This window comes from Cohnella sp. LGH, assembly GCF_017671885.1.
GTDB lineage: Bacteria > Bacillota > Bacilli > Paenibacillales > Paenibacillaceae > Cohnella > Cohnella phaseoli.
Window position 1 is genome coordinate 808,267 of record NZ_CP072117.1, and the last position, 24,128, is coordinate 832,394.

15 protein-coding genes are annotated in these 24,128 nt (G+C 55.8%); 8 read left to right on the forward strand and 7 right to left on the reverse strand.

Annotation, left to right across the window (positions count from 1 at the left end):
- Positions 1-30 precede the first annotated feature (30 nt).
- From J4772_RS03230 to J4772_RS03250, 5 genes are all read right to left on the reverse strand, one after another.
- Positions 31-6,186, reverse strand: a complete 6,156-nt coding sequence (locus J4772_RS03230; RefSeq protein WP_209074126.1) for a vWA domain-containing protein — start codon at positions 6,184-6,186, stop codon at positions 31-33.
- A gap of 20 nt (positions 6,187-6,206) precedes the next feature.
- Positions 6,207-6,569, reverse strand: coding sequence for a zinc ribbon domain-containing protein (locus J4772_RS03235; protein WP_209074127.1), 363 nt, complete (start codon positions 6,567-6,569; stop codon positions 6,207-6,209).
- Between the two features lie 67 nt (positions 6,570-6,636).
- Positions 6,637-8,340: a type 2 periplasmic-binding domain-containing protein gene (locus J4772_RS03240; protein WP_209074128.1), complete on the reverse strand. Its 1,704-nt coding sequence runs from the start codon at positions 8,338-8,340 to the stop codon at positions 6,637-6,639.
- A gap of 28 nt (positions 8,341-8,368) precedes the next feature.
- Positions 8,369-9,499, reverse strand: a complete 1,131-nt coding sequence (locus J4772_RS03245; RefSeq protein WP_209074129.1) for a response regulator — start codon at positions 9,497-9,499, stop codon at positions 8,369-8,371.
- Complete coding sequence (locus tag J4772_RS03250; RefSeq protein ID WP_209074130.1) at positions 9,496-11,244, reverse strand: sensor histidine kinase; 1,749 nt, start codon at positions 11,242-11,244, stop codon at positions 9,496-9,498. The genes J4772_RS03245 and J4772_RS03250 overlap by 4 nt, the downstream gene beginning before the upstream one ends.
- A 240-nt stretch (positions 11,245-11,484) precedes the next feature.
- Between J4772_RS03250 and J4772_RS03255 the strand changes: the two genes are divergently transcribed.
- The 8 genes from J4772_RS03255 (at position 11,485) to J4772_RS03290 (ending at position 20,900) form a co-directional block, all read left to right on the forward strand.
- The gene (locus J4772_RS03255) at positions 11,485-12,777 is read left to right on the forward strand and encodes a stalk domain-containing protein (protein WP_209074131.1); all 1,293 of its coding nucleotides are present in this window, start codon (positions 11,485-11,487) and stop codon (positions 12,775-12,777) included.
- A gap of 37 nt (positions 12,778-12,814) precedes the next feature.
- Positions 12,815-13,300: a hypothetical protein gene (locus J4772_RS03260; RefSeq protein WP_209074132.1), complete on the forward strand. Its 486-nt coding sequence runs from the start codon at positions 12,815-12,817 to the stop codon at positions 13,298-13,300.
- Between the two features lie 38 nt (positions 13,301-13,338).
- Positions 13,339-13,677, forward strand: coding sequence for a DUF4870 domain-containing protein (locus tag J4772_RS03265; RefSeq protein ID WP_209074133.1), 339 nt, complete (start codon positions 13,339-13,341; stop codon positions 13,675-13,677).
- Between the two features lie 566 nt (positions 13,678-14,243).
- On the forward strand, positions 14,244-15,221 hold the full coding sequence (locus J4772_RS03270) for a sensor histidine kinase (RefSeq protein ID WP_209074134.1): 978 nt from the start codon (positions 14,244-14,246) through the stop codon (positions 15,219-15,221).
- 306 nt (positions 15,222-15,527) lie between these two features.
- Positions 15,528-16,757 (forward strand): NAD(P)/FAD-dependent oxidoreductase, encoded by a 1,230-nt coding sequence (locus J4772_RS03275; RefSeq protein ID WP_209074135.1) that lies wholly within the window; start codon positions 15,528-15,530, stop codon positions 16,755-16,757.
- Positions 16,758-16,896: 139 nt separating this feature from the next.
- Complete coding sequence (locus tag J4772_RS03280) at positions 16,897-17,559, forward strand: response regulator transcription factor (RefSeq protein WP_209074136.1); 663 nt, start codon at positions 16,897-16,899, stop codon at positions 17,557-17,559.
- Positions 17,556-19,568 carry a sensor histidine kinase gene (locus J4772_RS03285; protein ID WP_209074137.1) on the forward strand — a complete coding sequence of 671 codons (2,013 nt, stop codon included), beginning with the start codon at positions 17,556-17,558 and terminating at the stop codon, positions 19,566-19,568. Before J4772_RS03280 ends, J4772_RS03285 begins: the two co-directional genes overlap by 4 nt.
- A 78-nt stretch (positions 19,569-19,646) precedes the next feature.
- A complete protein-coding gene (locus J4772_RS03290; protein WP_209074138.1) occupies positions 19,647-20,900 on the forward strand; it encodes a mechanosensitive ion channel family protein in 1,254 nt (417 codons plus the stop codon).
- Positions 20,901-21,063: 163 nt separating this feature from the next.
- On the opposite strand, the gene J4772_RS03295 is transcribed toward J4772_RS03290, so the two are convergent.
- Both J4772_RS03295 and J4772_RS03300 read right to left on the reverse strand, forming a co-directional pair.
- Complete coding sequence (locus J4772_RS03295) at positions 21,064-21,774, reverse strand: response regulator transcription factor (protein WP_209074139.1); 711 nt, start codon at positions 21,772-21,774, stop codon at positions 21,064-21,066.
- Entirely contained in the window at positions 21,771-23,927 is a 2,157-nt protein-coding gene (locus J4772_RS03300; protein WP_209074140.1) for a sensor histidine kinase, read from the reverse strand. Before J4772_RS03300 ends, J4772_RS03295 begins: the two co-directional genes overlap by 4 nt.
- Positions 23,928-24,128: the final 201 nt, after the last annotated feature.

Sequence of the window (24,128 nt, forward strand, 5' to 3'; positions counted from 1 at the left end):
TCGCTGCCTGCGGGACCGATCCCTTTCGCTTTACTTGCTGGCTCCTCCGCTTGGTGGTCCGTTCTTGACGGTTGGCTTCTGAATCGCTTTCTCCGCTTGTTCAAAATAGTAGGCGGCGCCGATCTGGAAGCCGAGCCCGAAGCCTACGAGGTCGCCGGCTCCTTCCACCGCTTTGCCCGATTTCAGAATGTGGAACTGTTTGGCCAGTTTATCCGCATCGAAATCCGTTATTTTCAGCTTAAGCGAGCCGATGCTGTACTCGAGCTTGGGGAGATCCTTGTTGCTCATAAAACCGCTCAGCACTTCGCCCAAGCCGTACGTATACGCTTTGGCGGCTTTGAGGATTTGTTCGTAATCGTCCAGCATTAACGAGAAGGAGCTGACGCTCCACACCGACGAGCTGACGCCGATAAAAGCGCCGGCCATGAAAGCCATATAGTCGTCGCCAGTCGGCGATACGGGTTCCAAGGCCATCAGGTACTCCGCGAAGCTGCCATGCTCGCCCGTATCCGTGACGGAAATCGTCTCGTAGGTGTCCGGGTCGATCTCCAGCCAGGCCCAGCGATTTTCTCCCTGAATGCTCGTCGGTCGATTCGGGATCAGCATGGCTGCGGTGGAGGATTTGGCCCGCTCGATGAGCGTGTCCGGGAAGCCATGCTCCTCCATATATTTTAAATCCTCTTTCCGGTTGTTCGCGAGACTCAGGAACAGCGACGTATTTGCCTGGCTGTTCTGCCAGACGTCCATGAAATCGGTTTTGTCGCCAGGCAGAGCCGCGCCTTCGAGCCGGGAAGCGAACAAACCGCTCATGATCTGAAAGCCGTGGACGGCTTCCTCCGAGCCCCGATGAATCCGATTGGCGATCTGCTGCAGGTCGACGCTGGTTCGGAGCTTCGCCTGCGCCCGGTCGTTGCGGACGGTTACGAATACGACCCGTTCCTTGTCTACACGGCCTGCTGTAACGTCCAGAACTTCCGCAAGCTCGCTTTCGTAGGCGGTCTGACTGGCAATGATCCGATACAGAATGCTTCGGGTATACCAGACGAGCGCAGAGCGGTCATCCGGTTTTTCCGTCGCCTTGTGCACTCGGCCCGCTGCCTGCTGCAGCTCTTCGGCTGCTTCGGCCGGCAAGTCGGGGAGATTAATCGCGATCGTATGGAAGAGATCGGCGATCTCTTCTCCGTTCTTGAGCTGCGTTTCGTGTATAAGCTTCTTCTTCGGCAGTTGAACCTCGATGCGTACGCCGACGATCTTCTGTTCGTTCGTGTCAATGAGACGATTGCCGACGATCTGCAGCGTCTGGCTTTCCAGCACGGCCGTAAACTTGCCGCCGGAACCGCCCGCGCGAACGTCCACCGGCTCGCGGCTTAACTGATCAAGGTTCAGCACGGCCTCCAGAACGCGAACTTCCTCGATGAGCGGTCGCTCATCGCCGCCGCCCCCGCCGAGCGCGCCCCCGATGTCACCGACGATGCCGCCCACTCCCCGGTCTTTTTTCGCTTCGGCCTTGAAATAGACGCTGATCGTGCTTTGCGCGGACGTCATGCGTTTGCTTTCCTGACCGCCGGGGAAGAAAGCCAGACCGTCCAGCTCCGACAAGTCCTTCATGAACGGCACGACGAAGATTTTCGTCTGTCCCTGTTCGTCGGAGTAGGACCATGCCGGCAGCTGCTTCAGGGTTACCGCATCTACGGAGCCCAGTTCCTCAAGCGCCGTTCTTCCCCGATCGGTGACCTGCACCACTCTAAGCGCCGGGCTGTAACCGAGCTTGGCGAGCAAGCCTCCTGTCAGGTTGGCCAGGTCGCCTTCCGTTCCCCAGCCTTGGGTCAGCACGGCTTCCGGAGCGCTGCGGTAAATTGAATATAAGTCCGCGGAGGGCAGCCACCTAAGTCCCTCGACCAGTGCCTGGAAGTCGGACCACGTCTTGACCGCTTCCAGCTGCAGCATGCCGCGAACGATAGGAAGAGGAGCCGGAATACCTTCCTTGCGGCCTTGCCCGGGATCGAAATCGGCTGTCCGCACAGCGTTAGCCGACGATTTGGCCGCCTCCAGCGAGCGGTGACGGCTGATCGCTTCTGTGAGCGCCGCTGAGAGCTGGATGTCGAATTTCTCGTCCAGCGGCGGCTCCACCCGTTTGACGAGCAAATCATCTTCCTTATAGGTTTCGCTGCCGACGGGAAGATTCAAGCCGGCGAACAGGTCGGATTGCAGCGTCCAGTTCAGATCCGTCTGATTGTTAGGAATCGAGAACACAAGCAGCCCGCGCCGTGAAGCGCCGTCGAATACGGCCCAATCTTTATTGACGCCAAGCAGCAGCCCGTCGGTGATCGGGTCCGCTTGCAGTTCCGCAGCCTCGCGCCCTGCCGGCGCTTGAACCGGCGCAAGCTTAAACGTCTCGCGGAAGCCGGACGATCCGAAGCCGTCGGACTCGTCGGCAACCGTGATGTCGGCGATGACGAAGTTGCCGCTGCCGGACTCCATGTCGCGGATACGGGACAGCGAGTTGACGGTCAGCGAAACCCCTTTGCCTTGGATCGCCTTCGCAGCGCCGCCTTGGCTCAATCCCTCCATCGAGCCGTTTTCACCAGTGGAGCCTCCTCCGCTTACCGGAAGCACCGTCGCACCGCCGAAAAGATCGACGTATAGCTCCGTCGGCATAGCTGCCAGCGCATTCGGCGTCTGGAAAGCCAGTCGAGCTTTGTTGGAGGACCCTGGGCCGAATAGGACGGGCCGCAGCAAGCCATGAGGCAACAGCGCGGTAGCCATATGAACGGGGATAAGGAAAGGGCCCTTGGCGGTCTTGACGTTCAGATAAAACCGCTCATGCGGGTTCAGCTTCAAGTCGGCCTGAACGAGAGACATTAATCTGGTTTCCACGATTTTGAACATGCTTGTTTTGCGGGTTAGGGCGACCTTCTCGATATGGTCCGTTTCACCGACTGCCGTTAAAACCAGCTCGAACGTATCCGATAGCTTGCCTGTGGCGCTTGTCGGCATGCCGGCCAGCGCATCGGGGTCCTCTTTCGGCAGGGAACCTGCCAAGGCGAGGGAGATATGACCATGTTCGATGTCGTAGTAGTGGACGGACGCGCGTTCCATCTTCTCGTTGGGGACGATGAATACGAGCATTCCCCGAACCGTCTCTCCCTTCTTCACCGTGACGTCTCCTTGTCCGGGAGCCGCCAGCGGCTGCTCAGTCAGCCAGGTCGCCGTCGAAGCCGGATAGGTGCCTGCGCCGTTGACGTTCATGAAGAAATGCGAGGCGAAGTTCGGAATTAAGTAATCGGCCCCGTCCGGATGAATGTTGGTCAGCTCCATCTCGATCGCGGCAAAGCTTCGGTTCGCCGGCGCATCTACGCCTTTCAGCTTTTTGAGCAAGAGGAGCTCCCGCGCCGTCCATTCGACCGCTTTGTTTTTCCCTTGGCTGTTCAGCGGAAGGCGCTTGTAGATTTTGACCTCCTCGCTCGGCAGATCGCGTCCGTAGACGAGCGCAGCCGTCGCTTGCTCGTATTGGGCGACCTTCTTGCCCGTCTCGAAGCCGATCGTCTGAAATTCGACCTTATCGCCTGCATCGACGAGCACGGGGAAATCGACCAAACGGTCCGCCGCATACATGCGAGCGAGGCCGTCATCCGATTCGTTGCGGACGGAGAGCATCAGCGGAATCTGCTTGGAAGGCCGCTTCTGGACTTCGACAAGCGCCTCTTGGAACGCCTTGGCCAGTACGACCGGGTCTTCGGAGATGACGTAATTGCCCCCCGATTTCTCCGCCGCCCATTTGAACGCTTCCTCGCTGCCGCTCGTGCCAAGGCCCACCCACAGCACTTGGATGCCTTCTTTTTTAATCCCGTTAAGCATCTCTTCGAAAAAGGCTTTTTTGCTCTCCTCGACGTCAAGCGCCGCATCGGTCACATAGACGATGACGCGCTTTTCGGAAGGGATTTGCTTTAACGAATGGTACGTCTCGAAGACGGAACTCAAAATTTCGGTTCCTCCGCCGGCCTTCAGATTGCCCAGCGCTTGCAGCAGCTCGGACTTGCGGGACGTGAATACCTGATCGAACTTGAGTTCTGTCGAGAAGCTGAGCAGCTGCATCAGACTATTGTCCGGCAGTTGCCTGATGAAGTCATGGAACAGATGCTTCACTTTGTCGATACGGTAATCGCCGTTGCCCGAAGCGGGATCGACATCCATCGAGCCGCTCACGTCCAGCGTCATCGCGATGACCGGAACGTCGGACGGCGACTGCTCCTTCGGCCGTTCGTAGGTGAGCTCGAACCGGTTGCCCAGCCTGTCGTTAATGGCGGCGAACACATGGTTCAGCGCGGCTGCATCCTGTGCGGAATAATACGTGCCCTCCGACATGCCGGCCAGCTCCAGCAGCGTCGAGTTATCGTGATCCGGGCCGAAGCCGATCGAATAGATCGGAATGCCGGAGCTTTTCACGGCTTGCTCGACTTCGCTTTTGCTCGCCTTGCTGCCCGTACCCGCTTTCTCGGTATTGCTGTCCACGCCGTCGGTAAACACGACCAGCGTCGGCCGCTGCTTCCCCTTCAGCAAGGTCAACCCTTCGACGACCGAATCGTACAGCTTCGTATTTCCTTTGGCTTTGATTTGATCGAGATTCGCCAGCACTTCCTTCTTGCTGCTGCCCTCCAGCACCCGAATCTCGGAATCGAAATCGATCACCTGAATATGGGCGTTGTCCGGGAGCCGCTGAATAAAGGCGCGGGCGGATTCCAGCACCTGCTCCATCGACTTCGACATGGAGCCGGAGGAGTCCAGCGCCAGCACGACGCTTGGCGGCGTCGCGATCCGGTTGAGCTTAACCGGCGTGCCCGATTTGCCGCCCTCTACAATATCGATATCCTTCATAGCGGGCGTAAACTTGGGGTTTTGAGAATCGAGCAGCATGAAGGTCAAGCGAGCCTGATCGCCGAGCTCGACAGCTTCCTCGATTTTCACCTTGCTCTCTTCGCCGCTGGCATCTCCGATTCCGTCGTTGCGGTAGGCGCTCTGCAGCAGCGGTTTGATCTCCAGCTCCGTCATCTCTCCCGAGCTAACGGGAACAAGCCTCGTATTGAGAGGGGTTCTATTGTCCGGCTCAACGACGACGTTCCAGAAGCCGGAAGGAAGCCAGAACAGCGTGTCTCCTTCCGGCGTTTTGTCGCCTTTCAGATGCAGCTCCGGATGGGTCAACGTAACTCCCGGAGGCGCTTCGACCGTGATCAGGCCCAGCGCATCCCCGCGCACCTTAAGCGCTCCGAGCCGTTCCCCGTCCTTAACCGGACGGATGTCCTCGCTTTCTTCAAGCGTAAGCACGATTTCTTGCGGATCGGAGTCCGGGCTCCAAGTCAGCTTCCACAGCAACGGGGCCGACGTGCTTTGCGGAATATCGTCCAGCGTGTAATGCTTCGTCTTGTAGGCGTACAACTCCTGATTGTAAGCCATATCTCTGCGGTACTGCCCTTGCGAATAGACGCCTTTGCCCGCCAAGCGGACTTGGCCTTCCGCCAGGTCGACTTTAAGGCTCTGGTACTTATGCTGCTCATTGGACGTCATAAAGTAGATTTCCTGATTCGGGTAAGCGGACGTCTGGAAGGCGACGGACGGTCCATGCTTGAGACGAAGCTCCCTGTATACCTTCATCAGGTAGCCCTCGCCGTTCTTGGCGGCGGCTGCCCACCAGACGGTGCCTTCCGGATCGTCGGCGCGAAGCACCCAGTTGTCCTCGGAGGCGCCCATATAGAACTTGCCGCCGAGCTCGGTAACATACAGCCGCAAATCCTCCCATGGGTCGGCTTGAGCATCCTTCCACTGAACCTGCAATTCCCAGAGATCCCCGCCGGTAATTCGGGACGTTTCCATATTTTCATCATCGACGTATTTGAATTCCTGAGTCTGATTGGGGGTGTAGTCGACGGATTGATAATTGTCCTGGGAGCCGAATGGATTCAAATAGGGGATCGCAACGTCCCACTTGCCGATCGGATACGTCTTTCTGCGGGGCAAATCTTTGACAGTCTCTACGCTTCCGGACGGTCCCGGAGCGACGGACCCGACGGCTGCATCGCGCGGGCTCCGGCTATCCTTGAGAAATACGACAATAGCGCCAAACGCCAAGAGCGCGCCGATCAGAAGGAGAAGGGCGATCTTGGCGTTCTTGTTCATAAGCCAGCTTTTCATGGAATGGCGATCCTCCGTTCCTACCCGTCCGTTGCCGAAAAAGTATGCCCGCAGGACGGACAGAACCGCGCATCCAGAGAAGCGGGTTTGCCGCAAACACAGTCTTTTTCATTCGTGAGCGTTTTGATTTGTTTTTTGTTTTCCTCGATTTCGCTTTCCAGCCGTACGATTTCCGCCACGTCGGATTGATAATTCGCTTCCGCGACGTCCTCCAGCCGACCGACCGCATTCAAGAAAAACAGCCTGCCGATATTCTGATACAGCTTCTCGATTTCCCTCTGCTTGTTGCTGTTTTGCAGCTTAAGCTTGTTGACCTCCACGACGATTTTCGCCTTGCTGCCCGCCTCCGAAAAGCCGGATTTCACTTTGTTCATGAAGCTCATGTTCATTCCTCCCAAGAAAATAAAGTTCCTTATTTTCATTGTAAAAGAATGCCGAGAGCCTCCCTAGTTACAGGCTGTCATCTTTTTTGTCATCCGACATGCGATCCCATTCATTCACTTCGACGGTCACTTGCGTGCCGCCGCTGTCGTGCCACTCCCGAACGAATCGGTCGAACTCGTCAAGCGGCGCATACCCGTAAACGATTTGCAGGAAGGTCGTCTGTTCCATTTTGTTCAGCAGGCGCCACTTCAAGGCCATTGTCGGGGTCTGCGGACCGACAAATTGCTCCGGATGGGAAATGTTCGGCTGTTGTTCGACGGCGAGCTTGCCTTCCAGGAACAAGCGGGAAGCGGTAGTCGCCATTTTTTTCTCGTAATAGCTGTCGATTTTCCCGTTATGGACCCGGCGTTCCAGGCTGCCTCCCTTGATGGCCTTCGAGGGAGCGCTTCCGGGAGCGACGAGAAAGAAATTGCCGATCGTACTGGTCGTGCCGGGAAAATCATATTCCGGTTCTCCGTCTACGATGATGTAGTCGTAGCCTTCTGCCAGTCCGATCGAGAAATCCGATTCCGGGTCCTCGATCAACATTCCGTACACTTTATCGTAATAGGCAAAGATTTTATCGAAATGGTCGAAGTCCTTGCGGAACAAGTAGCTGCCGTAGGAGGGAAGGGTGCCGATCCGACCGATTCGGCCGTCTTCGCCTGCGGGATAGGGATATGGCTTGAAGACGGCCCCTTCCAGATCGGCTTCGCCAAGCGGCCACCCTCCCATCCAGCCGGGGCCGGAGATCATGCCCGCAATGCCCGAGGTCATGAGCACTGCCGCATCTTGTTCGTCATGCGTGCCGAAATCGCTCGCCAGATAACCGGCCTCGTACCATTGCGCCAATCGTTGCAGCGCCGATTTGACCGACGGTTGAACGGAGCCGTAGACGAGCGTTCCATCCGGCGCGCGGTTCCATTGATGGGCTTGATCGCCGTAAGCGCCGAACATAAAGCTTACGTCGCCCATCCAGCCATTGAGCGTATTTTGGCCCGCAACGGCAATGCCGACCGTGTCGTTGACTCCGTTGCCGTCCGGGTCCCGATTCGTAAACGCATCCATCACTTTTTCCAGTTCGTCCAAGGTTGCGGGAGCTTCAAGATCGAGGGCGTCCAGCCAATCCTGCCGGATCCATAAAATCGGATCGGCCAAATTGGCGGCCGATATCTGCGGCAGCCCCCATCGCGAGCCATCCAGCGTGACCGACTTCCATACGTCCGGATTCAGAGCGTACGCCTCTTTGATCCGTTCGGATGCGTACTTCTCGAATACGGCTCCCATCTCTTGAATCCGATCGGCGTCAATTAGATCCCGCAGGATCGACGGCAAATCCTGGCTGCGCAAAAAAAGCACGTCCGGCAACGGCTCGTTGTTCGAGAGAGCGGTGCGAATGCGATCTTCCAACGCATGATCCTGATCGGCGACCAGCCATTGATTCGTTTGCACGACGCATAGCCGATCGCGCGCCCATCTCGTGATCGGATTGTTGTCCGTCGTATCGTTTCCTTTTAAGATATCGAAATCCCGCAACGCCCTCGCCGTTGTGATAACCGTCAGTTCCTCGCATCGATCGCTCGCGGAGGCAACGGCCGTGGGCGCCGATTCCTTCGTCTCCTGCCCGCTGCAGCCCGCCAATGCGGGCAAGAGAAGCACAAGAGCCAATGCGACGCGCGACAATCGCACGCCTGACTGTCCGGAGCGAATCTCCTGATCCGAAAGCCTCATTCTGTTTCTGTTCACCTCCGCTGGAAATCTAGTTTTCGGCGATTCTAGTTTCGGAAGATAACGGCAAGAAGATCGAAAGCTGCGCGCCGTCCGGATTACGCGTCCCGGCGAGCGCCGTCCTGCCGCCTAATCTGGCGATCCGCTCGTTCATGATCGACAATCCGTTGCCGGGACCAGCGCCGTCGAACGGTCTGCCGTCGTTCCACAGTTCGAGGCGGAGTTCCTTGTCGTCGGCATCGAGGGCTAGGCGGAACTTCCCGGCGCCGCCATGACGCACTCCGTTCGTGACGCCTTCCATCAATGCGTTCATCAGCGCCTTGATCAGAGCCGGATCCTCGATTTTGCCAGGTAAGCTCATGCGCCGTTCGATAGTGATGCGCACCGCTTGCTCCGCGCCGCGCGCGAAACGCTCGATCAATCCTTCCAGATCGCTTGGGGATTCGTCTTCTTCGTCTTCGTATCCCGGATAACGATTTCGCAAGCGTCCCAGAGTCTCGCGAATATCATCGAGACTCTGGCGAGCTAGCCGGCTGGATTGCTCGAGGCGTTCCATCCCCGCTTCGCGATCCGTCAGAAGCTGTCTGCCTGCTGCCTCCAACTGCACAATCATGGCCGTAAGGGCATATCCAACGACATCGTGAATGTCCCCGACGATTCGTTCCCGTTCCGCTTCGGCGGCTTGCTCGGCATCCGTCCGCGCAGCCAGCAGCTCGGCTTTCATGCGCGGCAGTTCCATTTGCAGCATGTCGCGCATGCGCATCGTTTCCGCAGCCTGTTGTTCCTTCTTTGCGCGCCCGGTCAGAATCCGCTTGACCGCTTCGACGAGCTCCTCGTGTCTGACGGGCTTCAGCAAATAACCGACCGCGCCGATTTCGACAGCCGTTCTGGCGTACTCAAATTCGGCATGTCCCGTCAAGAGCAGACAGCTTGTCGCCGGACTCCGGCTCGCGATCTCCCGAATGAGCTCCAGTCCGGACATCGCAGGCATTCGGATGTCGGTTACGACGATATCGACAGGCTCAAGGTCCAGCTGCTTCAGCGCCTCCGGACCTGAATGCGCTTGCAGCACGCGATCGACCCCGTGCTTCGGCCAGGGGATTGTCGTCGCCAGATCCTGAACGATATGTCGGTGATCGTCAACGATCATCAGCGTTGTCATGTCGGGCCTCCGTTTCCATAGGCCGTTTCTTCCGGCCTTTCTTTCCAGCGCAATTGAACGGTAAAGCCTTGCGATTCGACAGAAGAGACAGTTATGTCCGAGCCTTCTCCGAACTGATAGTGAAGCCTCCATTTCACGTTCCAAAGGCCGAAGCTGCCCCCGTCAGGATCCTGCAGCGACAGTCGAAGCCTCAGCAACTGCAAGGCATTTGCGGACAGCCCCACGCCGTCATCCTCGACGCGAAGCTGGCGCCACTCGCCGTCCGTAATCCCAATGATGGAAATGTGCCCGCGCTCAAGCTTCTCTTCCAGCCCGTGAACGATCGCGTTCTCGACGAGCGGTTGAATCAGCAGGCGGGGGATGCGGCATTCGAGCATCGCCTCCGGCAGGTCGATCGAGTGGCTGATCTTCTGCAGTTGGTCCTCCATGATGGAGAGGTACGTTTGCACGAATGCCAGTTCTTCTCCAAGCGTTGTCTCCATTTCGCTATTCCGCGTTGTATAGCGGAAGTAATTGGATAATTCGTGCCCCATGTTCACAGCCTGGCTTAAGCGGTTCATGTTCACCATGCTAATAATGTACGCCATGCTGTTATAGAGGAAGTGCGGGTTGATCTGCGACTGCAATTGCTTCATGACCGCTTCTTTGGAACGGATTTCTTCACGGTATACCTTCTCGACGAGATGCTGAATTTGCGCCGCCATTTCGTTAAAACGACCCACGAGTCTTTCGAAGTCGGGACCGGTGCGCGAGCGGACGCGTACCGAGAAATGGCCGTCCTTCAGCTTCTCAACGCCTCGGGTCAGCAGCCGGATCGGTACTTGCACATTGAAGTAAAGAATGATGGCGACGGCAATGCCGAGCAGAATGAGCAGCGCGGCCGTAAGAATGAATTGCCTCTGCGCCTGCGTAACCGGGGCCAAAATATCCTCTAGCGGAACATAATCGACGAAAGTCATGTCGAGAATCTCCGAGCGCAGCATGTATACCCGAATCTGCTTGCCGTCCAGTTTAATTGTGCTGTAAGCCACGTCTCCGGAGCGGTTTGTCAGATTGGCCGCGCCGATCAGCCGGTTGGCCGTCTCTTCGTCGGAGGTGGCGTTCAACACGACTTCGCCTGTGCTGGCGACGAGGAAAGGATCGTTGATGCCCTTGGATTTGAAGCTGTCCAGCTTCTCGATGACATTGTCTTCCATGAGCTCGATTTCGATGACAGTGGAAGCGTTATTTAGATCGGCATAGCCGGAGTAGGGATTGACGAAATAACGGGTAAAAGCCCGCGCGGCGATCCCGTTCACAACAACCGGGCGCAATCGCCATTCGGGGTTAAGCCTGGATGCCAACGAGATTTCGTCGTATTTGGGCGGGCGATCGGAAGACACTGCGATGCGGGACTGCGGGAAATACAGATTGATTCGGTTCACCCACCGGGTCGCCGAGCTGAACAGTCTGAGCTTGCGTTCGGCCCGCTGCAGCAGCTCCGCGAATTCGTAGCGATTCTCGGGCACCGAGCCGCCGGCGAACTCCGCGAAATCCGGATCGGACAAAATGATGCCCGAATAGCCGGAAAATTGCTCCAGCGTGTCTTCGATTTCCTTAAGAAAATGCTCGAGCCGATTCGCGTTCGCAAAGTCGATTTGCGATTTTACGAGATCGATGCTTTGACGATTCGTATGGATGAAGAGGTAAATGACGGGAAGCATCAGCATTGAGATCAACAGAATCATTTTGGTTATTAAACTCATAGGTCTCCGACGTTCCCTCCCGAAATTAGCGGGATTTCTAGCAATTTCTATTATTGTGACACACAATCTCGTCCGTTTACAAGATGGAATGAAAGATCAGGAGCATGGTCGGATGCGGATTCCGGGACTATGACAAGGATGATGACAATGTGTAACTAGCGCGTCATAGGGAGCCGGTATAAGATGGTAACGAATTTCGAGTTCGAGTCAGGTGCGGGAGCAAGAAAAGGAGATGGGAGAATGGGGAAGCTTTCGGCGAAGGCGTTAATCTGGCTGTCAGGCTTGCTTCTGGTCCTTACGAGCACGACTTCGTTCGCAATGGCCAAGGATGACGACGTTAAGGTCTATGTGGGAGGCAAGCTGCTCAAATACGAAGGACAGCAGCCGATTATTCGCAACGGGACAACTCTGGTTCCTTTCCGTGCGACCTTCGAGGCGCTGGGATACAAGGTCGAATGGAATGGCGCCAAGCAGAAGGCGATCGGGAAGAAGGAAGGCGTGGAGATCGAGCTGACGCTGGGCAGCCTGACCGCCAAAGTGAACGGCAAAGCCGTCAAGCTGTCCGTCGCGGCGCAGACGATTCGGGGCAGCACGATGATTCCGCTGCGGTTCGTGTCGGAGAACAGCGGATATACGGTTACGCCTGAGAAAGTATCAGGAACGACGGTAATCCACATCGGAAAAGCCGCCTCCGCCGGACAGCCGCAGGGGGGCAACGGCGGACAATCTCAAGGAGGCAATGACGGGCAGCCTGAGCCGTACGTCGTGAAGGGCAGAGTCGTCAACCCGCAAGGAGAGCCGATTAAGGGCGCTTTGATCACGATTGACAATCAACTGTTGTACAACAGCAATGCGCAAGCGAAGACGGACGCGAACGGACGCTATCGGATCGAGCTGACGAAAATGGCGGCGACGTATATGGCGTATGCGGAATATTCGGTCATGTACGAGGGAGCGAAGCATAGCGTGGATCTGACGCCCGACGACGATAGTCCGTTCGCCGGCAATGAGGGCGCTATCCGGAACTTTACCGTCAAGCTCGACAGCTCGACCGGAACGGGGGGAAGCGGAGAAGTTTTGTTCTACATGATGGATCTCATTCATCCGCTCGACCCGGTCGCCGAGCCGCCGGACCGGGACGACGTCACCCTGACGCTCGAGCCGGTTGGCAAGATGATGGACGGAACCTCGGGCAAGAATATCGTCAGCAAGGGCAGCAGGTCGAACAACGGCTACGGCGTGCATAACGTGCCAGTCGGCAAGTACAAGGTAAGCGCGGTCTATGCGCCTCCCGGAGCCGAGCCCCAGCAATTGCTGATCAGGGTCGTGAACCCGGGGCAGGACGATCCTTTTCATTCCTCGGTCATCTCCGGTTTTAGAAGCGTCACGGCCAAGATTCAACAAATGGAGCTCGAGCTGAAGCTTGATGTCGTCAAGCCGCCGGCCGAGGACCCGTCGAAGATAGATTGGGACGCGGTCTACGATCTTAACGGCAATCGGATAGATCGGAACGAGGAAGAATGGTCTTGGTAATCGTCCGAATTCAAAAAAAGATAAGGGAGAACGCAAAATGAAAAATGGAAAAAAGCTGAGCGCGGCTCTGTTCGCCGTCCTGCTGCTGGCGATGACGATCACGACAGGCTGCTCGAAGGCCGAAAAGGCGATAAAAGAGGCGGAACAGGGAACGACGACGATTACGAAGGAAGACGGCGAGGAGATTAAGCTTTCCAGCAAAACGGACGTCCCGGATATGTTCCCGTCCGATGTGCCGATTCCAGACGAGATTCAAGTTACGGCGTCCATCAGCGGCAGCAATTCCGTCACGGTAACGATCGAAACGGAAATGCCGTACGAGGACGTAGTCAAACTGTATTCCGACTACGCGCAGCAAGCCGGCTATTCGGAGGTTCATAAGCTGGAGGCCGATCAGACGATTAACCATTCGTTCCAGAAAGGTACGGAACGGTTCGTCTATACGCTGCAGCTCGATCTGGAGGACAACAAAACTATTACCGGAGCTTTGGTCTATTCGAATAAACCGGAGGCCGAGGAATAAACGAAAATCCACTCTACCGTAGGAAAGGAAAATGAACAATGAACGTCGAAAATACGGAGCTTCAAGCCGAACCGACGGATATCGCCAACAATAAAGGGATGGCGATTCTGGGCTACATTCTCTTTTTTATCCCGCTGCTCGCGGCCAAACAATCGAGGTTCGCGATGTATCATGCCAACCAAGGGCTGATCTTGTTTCTGGCGCTGGTCGCTATCAATATCGTCAGCACGATTATTCCGGTGATCGGCTGGCTGCTAATCGGCCCGCTCGCCAATCTGGCCTTGTTCATTCTCGCAATTCTTGGAATCGTGAACGCCGCCGGGGGGAAATGCAAACCGCTTCCGCTGATCGGGGGCTTCAAACTCATCCATCACTGAGCGATAGCGTAACGGTTGCCGACACGAACCGAGGCTGTTTCATAACCCAACCAACCAAATTGCTGTAATAGATAATCGAGGAACAAGGTGAAAGGTGTATATACCTCCCTCCGATGCTATACGCTCCTGAAATCCTGAATGGGTAACCCCTGATCTTGGTTGATTTATACGATCTTTCCTACAAACGTTCGTCGTTTGAGTCTGATCCGAGTTGCTTTGTGCGGTTTTTCCTACAAACGTCCGCCGTTTAAGCCTGGTTCGAGCTGCGTTGTACGAATTTCCGACTAACTTCCCTGCGTAAGCTCATGTGTGCAAATAGACCCGTCGTAAAAGTTTATTATCCAATAAATTGGATACGCTGCGGGTCATGATTAGGTCTCCGAGAGGTACATACACCTTGTTTGTTTAATCGATCCTCTCATGCAACTCTGCTTATGGAACAGCCTCTTTTGGCGTTTCATCCGTTCCCGATCTGCTCCCGGGAATTTCCCGGCGTCGTCGGGAACGGGACTCTTGTGGCCGGGAACGGACCGCAAGTATGATGGAGGTAACGAGGTGATGAACAGATGGTCTCTTACGAGAGCGGATTCAAGTGGACGGAAAGCATAAAGCGTTGGCCGCTTAGCCGGGCAGCGGGAGGACGGACGGCATGGACCGTGCAGAACGCGCTTCCGCAGAGCGGTCTTCAGCCGCCCGATCGTCGCCGGCTCGTATGGCTTGCGATCGCTTGCATGGCGTATCCGTTCGGCGAAAGCCAGTCTTTTATCGGCTTATTGTTCGTGTCCTGCAGCTTGGTCGGGATTCTCGCGATCCGTCTTCATCAAGTTCGTCAAGAAGCGAGACGCATTGCGGCCGAACTGCGCGTCAAAAACGAGGAGCTGACGAGGCTTCAACGCAATGCGGAGAGGCTTGCGGAGCTGTCGGTGCAAGAAGAGCGAGGCCGTATCGCGCATGAAATCCATGATGTGGTCGGACATACGCTAACCGCTGCGATCGTCCAGCTCGAGGTGACGAAAAAAATAGCGGAACAGCAGGGCTGCGTTCCGCCAGAGAAACTGGAACTGCTGAACGGGCTCGTGCGGAAGGGGCTGGACGATATTCGCAGGGCGGTGAAGCTGATGAGATCCGACGAGGCGACGAAGTCTCAGACGCTGGAGGAGGCGCTTCGAGAGCTAATTCAATCTACGGAAGAAACGATGGAAATCGCCATCGAGACGGATATTTCGCTTTCTCCCAAGCCGGAGCTTGGGAGGCTAACCGAACAAGCGCTGTATCACGCGCTGCAGGAAGGATTGACCAACGGCATTCGTCACGGCAAGTGCGCCCGGGCCAGCTTCTCGCTGCGCGCGTCCAACGGGATGTTGAAGTTTCTGCTAGTCAGTGACGGGGAACCGTTCGGCTCCGCCGCTCCCGGCTTCGGGCTGTCGTCTATGATCAAACGGGTGAAGCTGTTGGGCGGAGGAGTGTCTATCCGCTCCTCCGTCGACGCCGACGGCAAGCCGCTCGGCTGCGAGCTGGAGATCGAAATGCCGCTAGCCGCTTGAGCTGCCGCTTCCTTCTCAAATATCCCGGTTGGCGATATCCCCGCCGAAGATCGCTTCTCCGGCGGCGACGAATCAAATCGCGCGGACGATGTCGTCCTTATCGGCATTCTTGAGAAACCGCTTCTTCCCCGTTAGACGCTTCTCCGATGACCGTCATGCCTTCCGTTTTTTTTCCACGACATTCCGAACGCCTTCCCTGTCCGCGATTTCGAGCCGATCATGACAAAAACAATGACAGTCCGTAACTATTGGCGGCATATTCTCTCCATTACAATGAAATAAAACGGCGAGAGAGGAAGTTAAAATATGAAAATCAGCTATGATGTCATTGTAGTCGGGGCGAGGGTAGCGGGCGCTTCGCTTGCCTATGAATTGGCGAAGGCCGGATTTGAGGTATTGATGCTCGATAAGGCGCATTTTCCAAGCGAGACGCTGTCCACGCATAATTTCCTTAACAATTCGTTGGCGATGCTGCGGGAGATGGGGGTGCTCGACCGTCTGTTGGAGACGAGCACGCCGCTTTACAAGCGAGCGCTTATCCAATTCGACGACATCGTTATCGACGGCCGTTTCCCGGAGGTTGACGGGGAGACGCAGTGCCTGTGCATTCGGCGCAAATACTTGGATCTGATGCTGCAGGAGCATGCTCTGGCGCAGGGCGGCGTGACGATGATACCGGGCTTCCGTCTCACCGACGTGATTAAGGAAGGAGAAACGGTGACGGGAGTGAAGGGCGTATATCGCAATGGAGAGGCGGCGAGCTTCCGAGCCAAACTGGTGGTCGGAGCGGACGGTCGCTTATCTACGCTGCGCGGCCTCGTGAACAGTCCGTGCTTGATGTCCGTGCCCACAGATTTTGCTTCCTACGTCGGCTACTATGAAGACTATAAGCAGGATGGCGATATTCATGTGGAGCTGTACAAAATCGGCGACACGATGGGCATTGTGTTCCCTACGAGCGACAATTTGTATGTCGTAGGCGCGATGTTCCCGTTAACGGACGAATATTGGATGGGGAGGTTCCAGAGCTCGCCGGATGCCGCCATGCTGGAGATTGCGGAAAGCGGCTTTGTCGGCTCGCCGCTTCAGGCCAGATTGAGAGGGGCCCGGCAGGCCGAGAAGGTTAGAGGATTGCACGGCTACAATAATGATTGGTTCCAGGGCATGGGCAAGGGATGGGCGCTTGTCGGCGACGCGTTATCCTTCAAGGATCCCGTCGTCGGTCAAGGCATGCCGGACGCGCTCTACGCAGCGCGTATTCTGACAGGCATCCTGAGTCGACAGAGCCATTGGTCGGACAACTGGGAGCAAATGGCCGAAGAATATCATCGGCAGTTGGAAGCCAAGCTGATGCCGCGTTTTCAAATGGCCTGCCAATTTACGAAAAACGTTCCGTTCACGCAGGAGCAGCGTATGGTCAATCAAATTATCGCCGCTAGTCCCGAAGCGACCAGCACGTTCCTTGGCGTTTACAATCGTGCCGTAGAGCCGTCGCAGCTCGAATCCATGATTATGGGCATGCTCGCCAAACCGTGACCGCAACCAAGATCAGCAGCGTCGAGCGCCAGACATGATCTTCAGGCAGCCCTGTACGATCCAGCCGGCATCTGCTACAATCTTGCCAACATGGTAGGAAATGCGCCCGATAATTGAAAGGACAGAAGGTGGATACGGCATGATTTCGATCCTTATAACGGATGATCAGCGGCTGCTGCGCGAGGGATTGCAGACGATCCTTCAGGCCGAGGAAGGCTTGAATATCGTTGGCCTGTGCGAGAATGGACTGGAGGCTTTGCAGACCGCCAAGGCATGCAGGCCGGATGTTGTGTTGATGGATATCAAGATGCCGATAATGGACGGCATTGAAGCTATGAAGCAAATCAAGCGCGAGCTTCCGGGCACAATCGTGCTGATGCTGACCACCTTCGCGGAGGATCGGTTTATCGTCGATGCGATGGCGGGCGGAGCGGACGGCTTTCTGCTGAAGGATATGCCCTCCAAGTTAATTGTACAAACCATTCATGAAGCGATGAACGGGGACGTCATTCTGCCCGCCCAGATTGCTTCGAGGATTGCCGCCAAGCTGTCCGTGCTCTCTAATGAAAGAGCGGATACGCTGGACGAAGTCAAGCTGAAGAAGAGCGGCTATTCTTTCACGGAGCGTGAACGGAAAATTATCGTGCTGCTGGTTGAAGGGTATTCGAATCGCCAAATTTCGTCGACGCTTTTTATGAGCGAAGGCACGGTACGGAATTATATTAGCGTCATCTATAATAAGCTCGGCACAAGCGACCGGCAGGCGGCGATTTTTATTCTTAAAGGTTTGTTGCTGGAATGAGAACAGAACGTCGTTCACTCCTCGTGTGGTGCTTCGTCTGCGCGATCGTCTTCTGCACTTTCCTCCCCTCCCTGCTGCTTGAACCGAATAGCCGTATGGATCATCAACGCGAGCGCTTCGCGTCGCTTGTCGAACGGCTGGAAATCGGGTTTGGCCCGGAGCGGCCAAAGGGAAACGAGTGGCGGCCGTTCGATGAAGTGGAAGCCAAGGGCCTGCTGAAGGGGTACAAGGGGACGGTGTGGCTGCAGCGGAGCTTGCCGAAGCTGGCCTGGCGAAGCCCGTATTTATTTTTGACCCGCATGGATCGGTTTGAAGTGTTTGTGAATCAGGACTCCGTATATCGGTATAATTTGGAGCAGGCGTGGAGCCGTATCCATGTCATGAAAATAATTCACCCTATCCCGATCGGTCAAGAGGATGAAGGGAAGACGCTGTTCATACGAACGGAGTGGAACGGCGCCGCTTCTCTCGATGAGGACATGGTTTTGGCAGGCGAGCCGGATCAGATTCTATATTGGCTAATCCGGGCGGAGCTGCCATTTGCGATTTACGCTGTTCTTAGCTTGGCGGTCGGCTTTGTCGGGCTGAGCATGTTTATGAGGCGCAAGGTGCCGCTGTACGGATGGTTTGCTCTGTTTTGCGTCTCTATGGGTTTTTCCTTTCTGCTATCCTGCCGGTTTATGCAATGGTTTGCGGAGATGGAGCAGGTCTATTACTGGAATGAGCTGTTCATTCCTCTGGCGATATGGGCTTGCATCGGATTTTACACAAGTGCGCTTAACGCCGGCCGTAAACCGATTATTCTTATCGTGCATGGCCTCATGTCTCTGTATTGTCTTCTATCCGTCGCAGCCGCGATTCTGCTGCCGCGGCTCTTCCTGGAAGCGAGAATGTACGGCAACGCAGCCGCCGCGGTTGTCGGTTTTATCCTTGTGGCTTACGCGCTGAGCTACTACAAGCTATGGAAGCTCCCGCTCGACAATGGCGTCTCGTCGGTCGCCGAACGTCGTGAGCGGCTGTGGCTGATGCGCGGGAATTCCACCTTTACCGTCTGTGCGACCGTTAGCCTGATTTTTTATACGATGCCGGATCTATTAACCGATTGGCTGAGCGCGCACGCCTACGGGTTCAAGGTCATTGAAGGGCTGCTGCCCAACGCCTTGTTTCTTTTCATTATCTGCATGTCCATGGTCATCGTTAGCAGAGTACGCAAGGTTCATCAGCAGGCGGAGCGCAGCGCCGAGGAGCTGCTGGCGAAGAACAAAGAGCTGGAGCACTTTCATCGCAATCTGGAGCGGCTGGTCCAGACGCGAACGTCCGAATTGGAGCAGGCCAACCGCAGTCTGGCGCTGACGCTGCGCGAGAAAGCCGAGACGCTGGCCGAAAAATCCGTACTGGAGGAGCGGAATCGCATCGCTTACGAGATGCACGATGTGGTGGGGCATACGCTTACCGCGGTGATTGTGCAGATCGAAGCAACCAAGACGTTGGCTGATCGGGATAGTCGGCTGGCCGTCGAGAAGCTGGATCTGCTAAGCGAGCTTGTGCGCAAAGGGCTGGACGACATCCGCAAAGCGGTTCGGATGATGAAGGTAGACGACGAGCATCCGCCGCTATCGCTGGAAGCGTCGCTTCGGGAGCTGATTCAATATACCGAGGATACGATGGACATTCGGGTTCAGACGGAGATTGCTCTGCCTTCCGATCTGACGCTTGGCGCGCTAACGAAGCGCGTGCTGTATCATGCGCTCCAGGAGGGGTTGACGAATGCCGCACGCCACGGCAAATGTACTTCCGCGCGCTTTACGATTCGCGGTTCTGAGCATACGCTGCATTTTCGACTTATGAACGACGGGGAACCGTTCGGGTCCGCCGTTCCGGGATTCGGGCTGTCGTCGATTGTAGAGCGGGTGGAGCTGCTGGGAGGAGAAGTGTTTATCGGGTCTTCGGCCGATCCGGAAGGCAAACCCGCGGGATGCGAATTATCGATTCATCTGCCGTTGAATTGATTCTTTTTCGGCGGCTTGCGACTTATGCAGAGAGTGTTATAATGAAGCCACAAAATTTATCTGCATAAGGAGAAATGAATGGATTTTATTAAGCGTCAATTGCTTGAGCAGGGAGTCTCGTCGACCGTAACGGTGTATCTCGCCAATATCATCGTCATTTTACTTATTGTCGGGCTATGCGCAGTGGCGAACTTCGTGACCAAGAAAATCGTATTGCGCGTCATCGCCTCATTCATTATGAAAAATCGCTTCACTTGGGACAACGTCATTTTGGAGCGCAAAGTTTTCCACCGCCTGGCCCACATTGTACCTGCTGTCATCATTTATTATTTTGCGCAGGTGTTCCCGCACTATCAGACGCTGATCGAGAAGGGGGCGGTCATTACCATTATCATCGTAAGCATGATGGCGATCGACGCCTTCCTGAATGCTTGCAACGACATCTACAATACCTATGAAATTTCCAAAATAAAGCCGATTCGCGGCTACACGCAAGTAATCAAAATTTTTGTGTTCATTATCGGCGCCATTATTATCGTTTCCGGCTTGATCGGGCAGAGTCCTCTTCTGCTGCTAAGCGGCCTGGGGGCGCTGTCGGCCGTTCTGATGCTGATCTTCAAGGATTCCATTCTGGGGCTTGTCGCCGGCGTGCAGCTCTCGGCCAACGATATGGTGCGCGTGGGAGACTGGATCGAGATGCCGAAGTACAACGCGGACGGCGATGTGATCGATATTTCTCTTAACACGGTCAAGGTGCTGAATTTCGATAAGACGATTACGATGATTCCGAGCTATGCGCTCATTTCCGACTCGTTCCGCAATTGGAGAGGGATGAGGCAGGCAGGCGGGCGCCGCATTAAGCGGGCCGTCTATATCGATGCGAGCAGCATCGGCTTTTGTTCGCGCGAGATGCTTGGAAGGTTCACTAGGATTCAGTTGTTGGCCGATTATATCGAAAATAAAGAACGGGAAATTACCGAACACAACGGTCGTAACGGCATCGACAAGTCGTTGGAGGTGAACGGGAGGCAGCTGACGAATATCGGCGTATTCCGCGTTTACATAGAAAATTACTTGCGGCAGCATGCGCTGATTCATCGGGACCTGACGCTGCTGGTCAGACAGCTGGCGCCGACGGAGCACGGTTTGCCTCTGGAAATCTACGCTTTCGTACAGGATACGAACTGGGCCGTCTACGAGTCGGTTCAATCCGACATTTTCGACCACATTTTCGCCTCCGCTCCGACCTTCGGCCTGCGCATTTTCCAGAGTCCGACCGGGCACGATCTTAACCAAGGGCTGCGGCGGGAAACGCAGGCGGCGGAGTCCTAATTATATCCGAACAGTAGGGGCTGTCCCATAAGTAGAGTCATTTTTTACGACTCTTTTACTTAGGGGGCAGCTTCTTTATGCATGATTTGGAAAGGAACAAGCCTTACGGGAGAGCGGTTGACCGCGTAATAAGATATGGATGCATGAATCTTGTTTTAAGCGGTCAGCTTATTCTCCCCGTATCGCCGAATTTGTAGCCAAACCCGCGAATCGTCACAATATAAGCGGGTTTGGCTGCATCCCTCTCGATTTTTTTGCGCAGATGATGAATGTGGACCATGACGGTGCGCTCGTCGCTTACGCCGTCCAGGCTCCATATTTTCTCGTACAATTGCCTGACGCTGAACACCTGATTCGGATGCTCGAGAAGCAGCAGCAGGAGCTGCAGCTCCTTGGCCGGCAGGGTGATCGGCTTGTTGTCGACGAATACCTCCAACCGTCCGGTATGGACTTTAAGCCAACCGTCCTCCCACAGCTTTCCCGCCTCTTTTTTGCCCGTTCCCCGTCCTGTATAGTAACGGCGAAGTCCGGCTAACACGCGCGCAACGAGAACCTCCGGCTCGAAAGGCTTGGTGATATAATCGTCTCCGCCGAGCTGCAAGCCGTTCACGATATCCTGCGAGGTTTTCTTATTGGTCATGAAAATGATCGGAATGTCGGAGTCGCGCCGAATCCGCTCGACCAGTTGCAGACCATCCATGCGAGGCAGCAAAATATCGGTGATCAGCAAGTCGTAATCGTTGCGCCGGAACATATCCAATCCCTGCTCCGCATCGGGCGCGATATCGACCAGAAGTCCTTCTCTGCGCAGGTAGATAGCGACCAGGTCGCAGATATCGGCGTCGTCCTCGATCAGCAGAATTTTCCGATTCATAGGCTCTCTCCTTGGGGGTTAAGCTTTTGATTCGCTTCAGGCCGACGGATGAGGGCAGGCAGCGCGATCCAGAAATCGCTGCCTTGCCGGGGGATGCTGCTTGCTCCGAACTCGCCCCGATGGCGTGCGACAATCTCTCGGCAGATGGCCAGTCCCAGACCGCTTCCCGTTTTGTCGTTGGGCCCGGACGGACTTCGGTAATGGCGCTCGAATATGAGGGGCAGCTCGGGCTCGGGGATGCCGACCCCTGTATCGGAGATATGAATGACGACTCGATCTTCCTCCTCCTCCGGATCTTCGCTTGGCCGGAATTCGATCCAGACCCGAACGAGGCCTTCGCCGGGGGTAAACTTGATCGCGTTGCCGACGAGGTTGGCGAATACGCGTTCAAAACGGTAGGGATCGACGATCGCGCGAATTTCCCCGGACGGGAGGAGGGCAGGCTCCGGATTCTCCCACAGCAACGAGACGTTCCCGGACAACGCTTCTGGCTCGTACTTCTGCGTCAACTGTCGAAGGAAGGGCAGCAGCGGCAGCTCTTGGAACCGGAACTGAAGCTCTTCGGTTTTCAATTGGCTTAATTCGAAAACATTGTCGATCAGCTTCTCCAGAAACAGGCTGCGTTCGTAAATCCGCCGGGCGTATTGAGGCGCTTCCTCCGAAATGACGGACGTCATGATCGCTTTCGAGAAGCCTTTGATCGAAGTCAGCGGCGTCGTCAGATCATGATGCGCGTCCGCCAGCAGCGTGCTGCGCACCTGTTCGAGCCTTGTAAGCTCCCGGTTTCCCTGTTCCAGCTTGCGATTCAGCTCCTGCAAAGAGGCTGTCCGGCTAACGATCGTCTCCTCTTGGGCCTCGATGACTTGGGCCAACTCACGGGAGAGCGCCTCGGAACGGTTCAGCGCTTTGCCGAACATGGACGAGAGATTAAGCAGTTGGGTCAACAGGAAGAACAGCATGCCGTAAGAGACAAGCCCTCCGAATGATACGAACCCCGTGTAGTATAAAATCTCGTGGATGACGGAGGCGAAGAAAACGGCAAAGCCGGTCGCGTTGACGCGGGCTCCCGTCCTGCGGCGAAGCGCGGCGCGAACGTAGCTGTACAGCACGAAAAGGTAAACGGGGAGGAGCAGCGCCAGGATGTAAGGGACCAGGTAATGCGTGTACACCTTCGCCGGTGTTGTCAGCACGAACGCGACGAAGCCGCCGAGAGCCGCGCCGAAGAAGGGAACCGCGAAACGAATGCCTTCTTGCGGATACTGTTTGCGGACGAATACGGCCATGCAGACGAGGGTGACAATCTCCGAGAGATATTCCAGCTTAACGCCCCATTCCCAGCTAAGCCCCGGAAACAAAACATAAGCGAACGAAGGGCCGAGCAGCGCCGAACGAACACAGACGGCCAGACAGATCAGACCGAACCAGATGACGGCCGGCTCGCGGCTGCGAAACAGGTAGAGGAAGACGGAATACACGGCCATAAGCAGCAGGCCACCCGCGATCAAGGCCCATATCATCACATCGTTTCGGTGAAGCGAAGCGATTTTCTCCGCATCCCCCAGTTCGACACCTTCCCATATTCCTCCCGTCCGCTGCACGAAGTTCGACACCTGAATCACAATTTCGTTAACGCCGGGTCGCGGCTGAAAATAGGACGCTTTTGGATAGTTTCTCGGAACCATCGACTTGGCATCCGCGCCTACTTTCCCGTTGCTCATCGCAGGTACGCCGTTAACCCAGAGCCGATAGGCCGTAGCTACGTTGCGCACGTACAAACCTAGCGGGTAAACGGCGGAATTTTCGGACAGCGTGAAGGTCAATCGGTAGGTTGCATAGCCTTCGTTAGGAAGCGGCTCGTTGTCGAGCGAATAGGATTGCCATTGTGCCGGTATTTCGACGGAGAGCGAAGCGTCCGTCAAGCTTCGATCCATCCGGCTCGGCTCAAGAAGACGATTCCAATAAAATTCCCATGGCCCGATTAAGGCGACGGGGCTCTCCGCTCTCGGATTCCAGCCGCGCAGATCGAGGACGCCGGCTTCGGTAACGTCGTCGGAAGACGATGCGAAAGAGGAGGGGACGGCGCTCCACAGTATAGCTAGAGCCGCAAGCAGCCAAACGACGATGGCGTTCATGCCCGTATTCCTATGAACCATATTGGTGACTCTCCGATCGGATGGGGGATGAGGTCGAATTAGGCCGTTTTGGCTCGGACTTAAACGAAACTTAAACTTAATCGGCTAATCTTGGGGACGAGCTAGTCGTATTATCCATAAATGAGAGGTGGAATTCAAGCGGAATTTAGCGATTTGCGGATAGAAGTTTAGCTATTCATAGAACGGGAGACGGGGGATTTA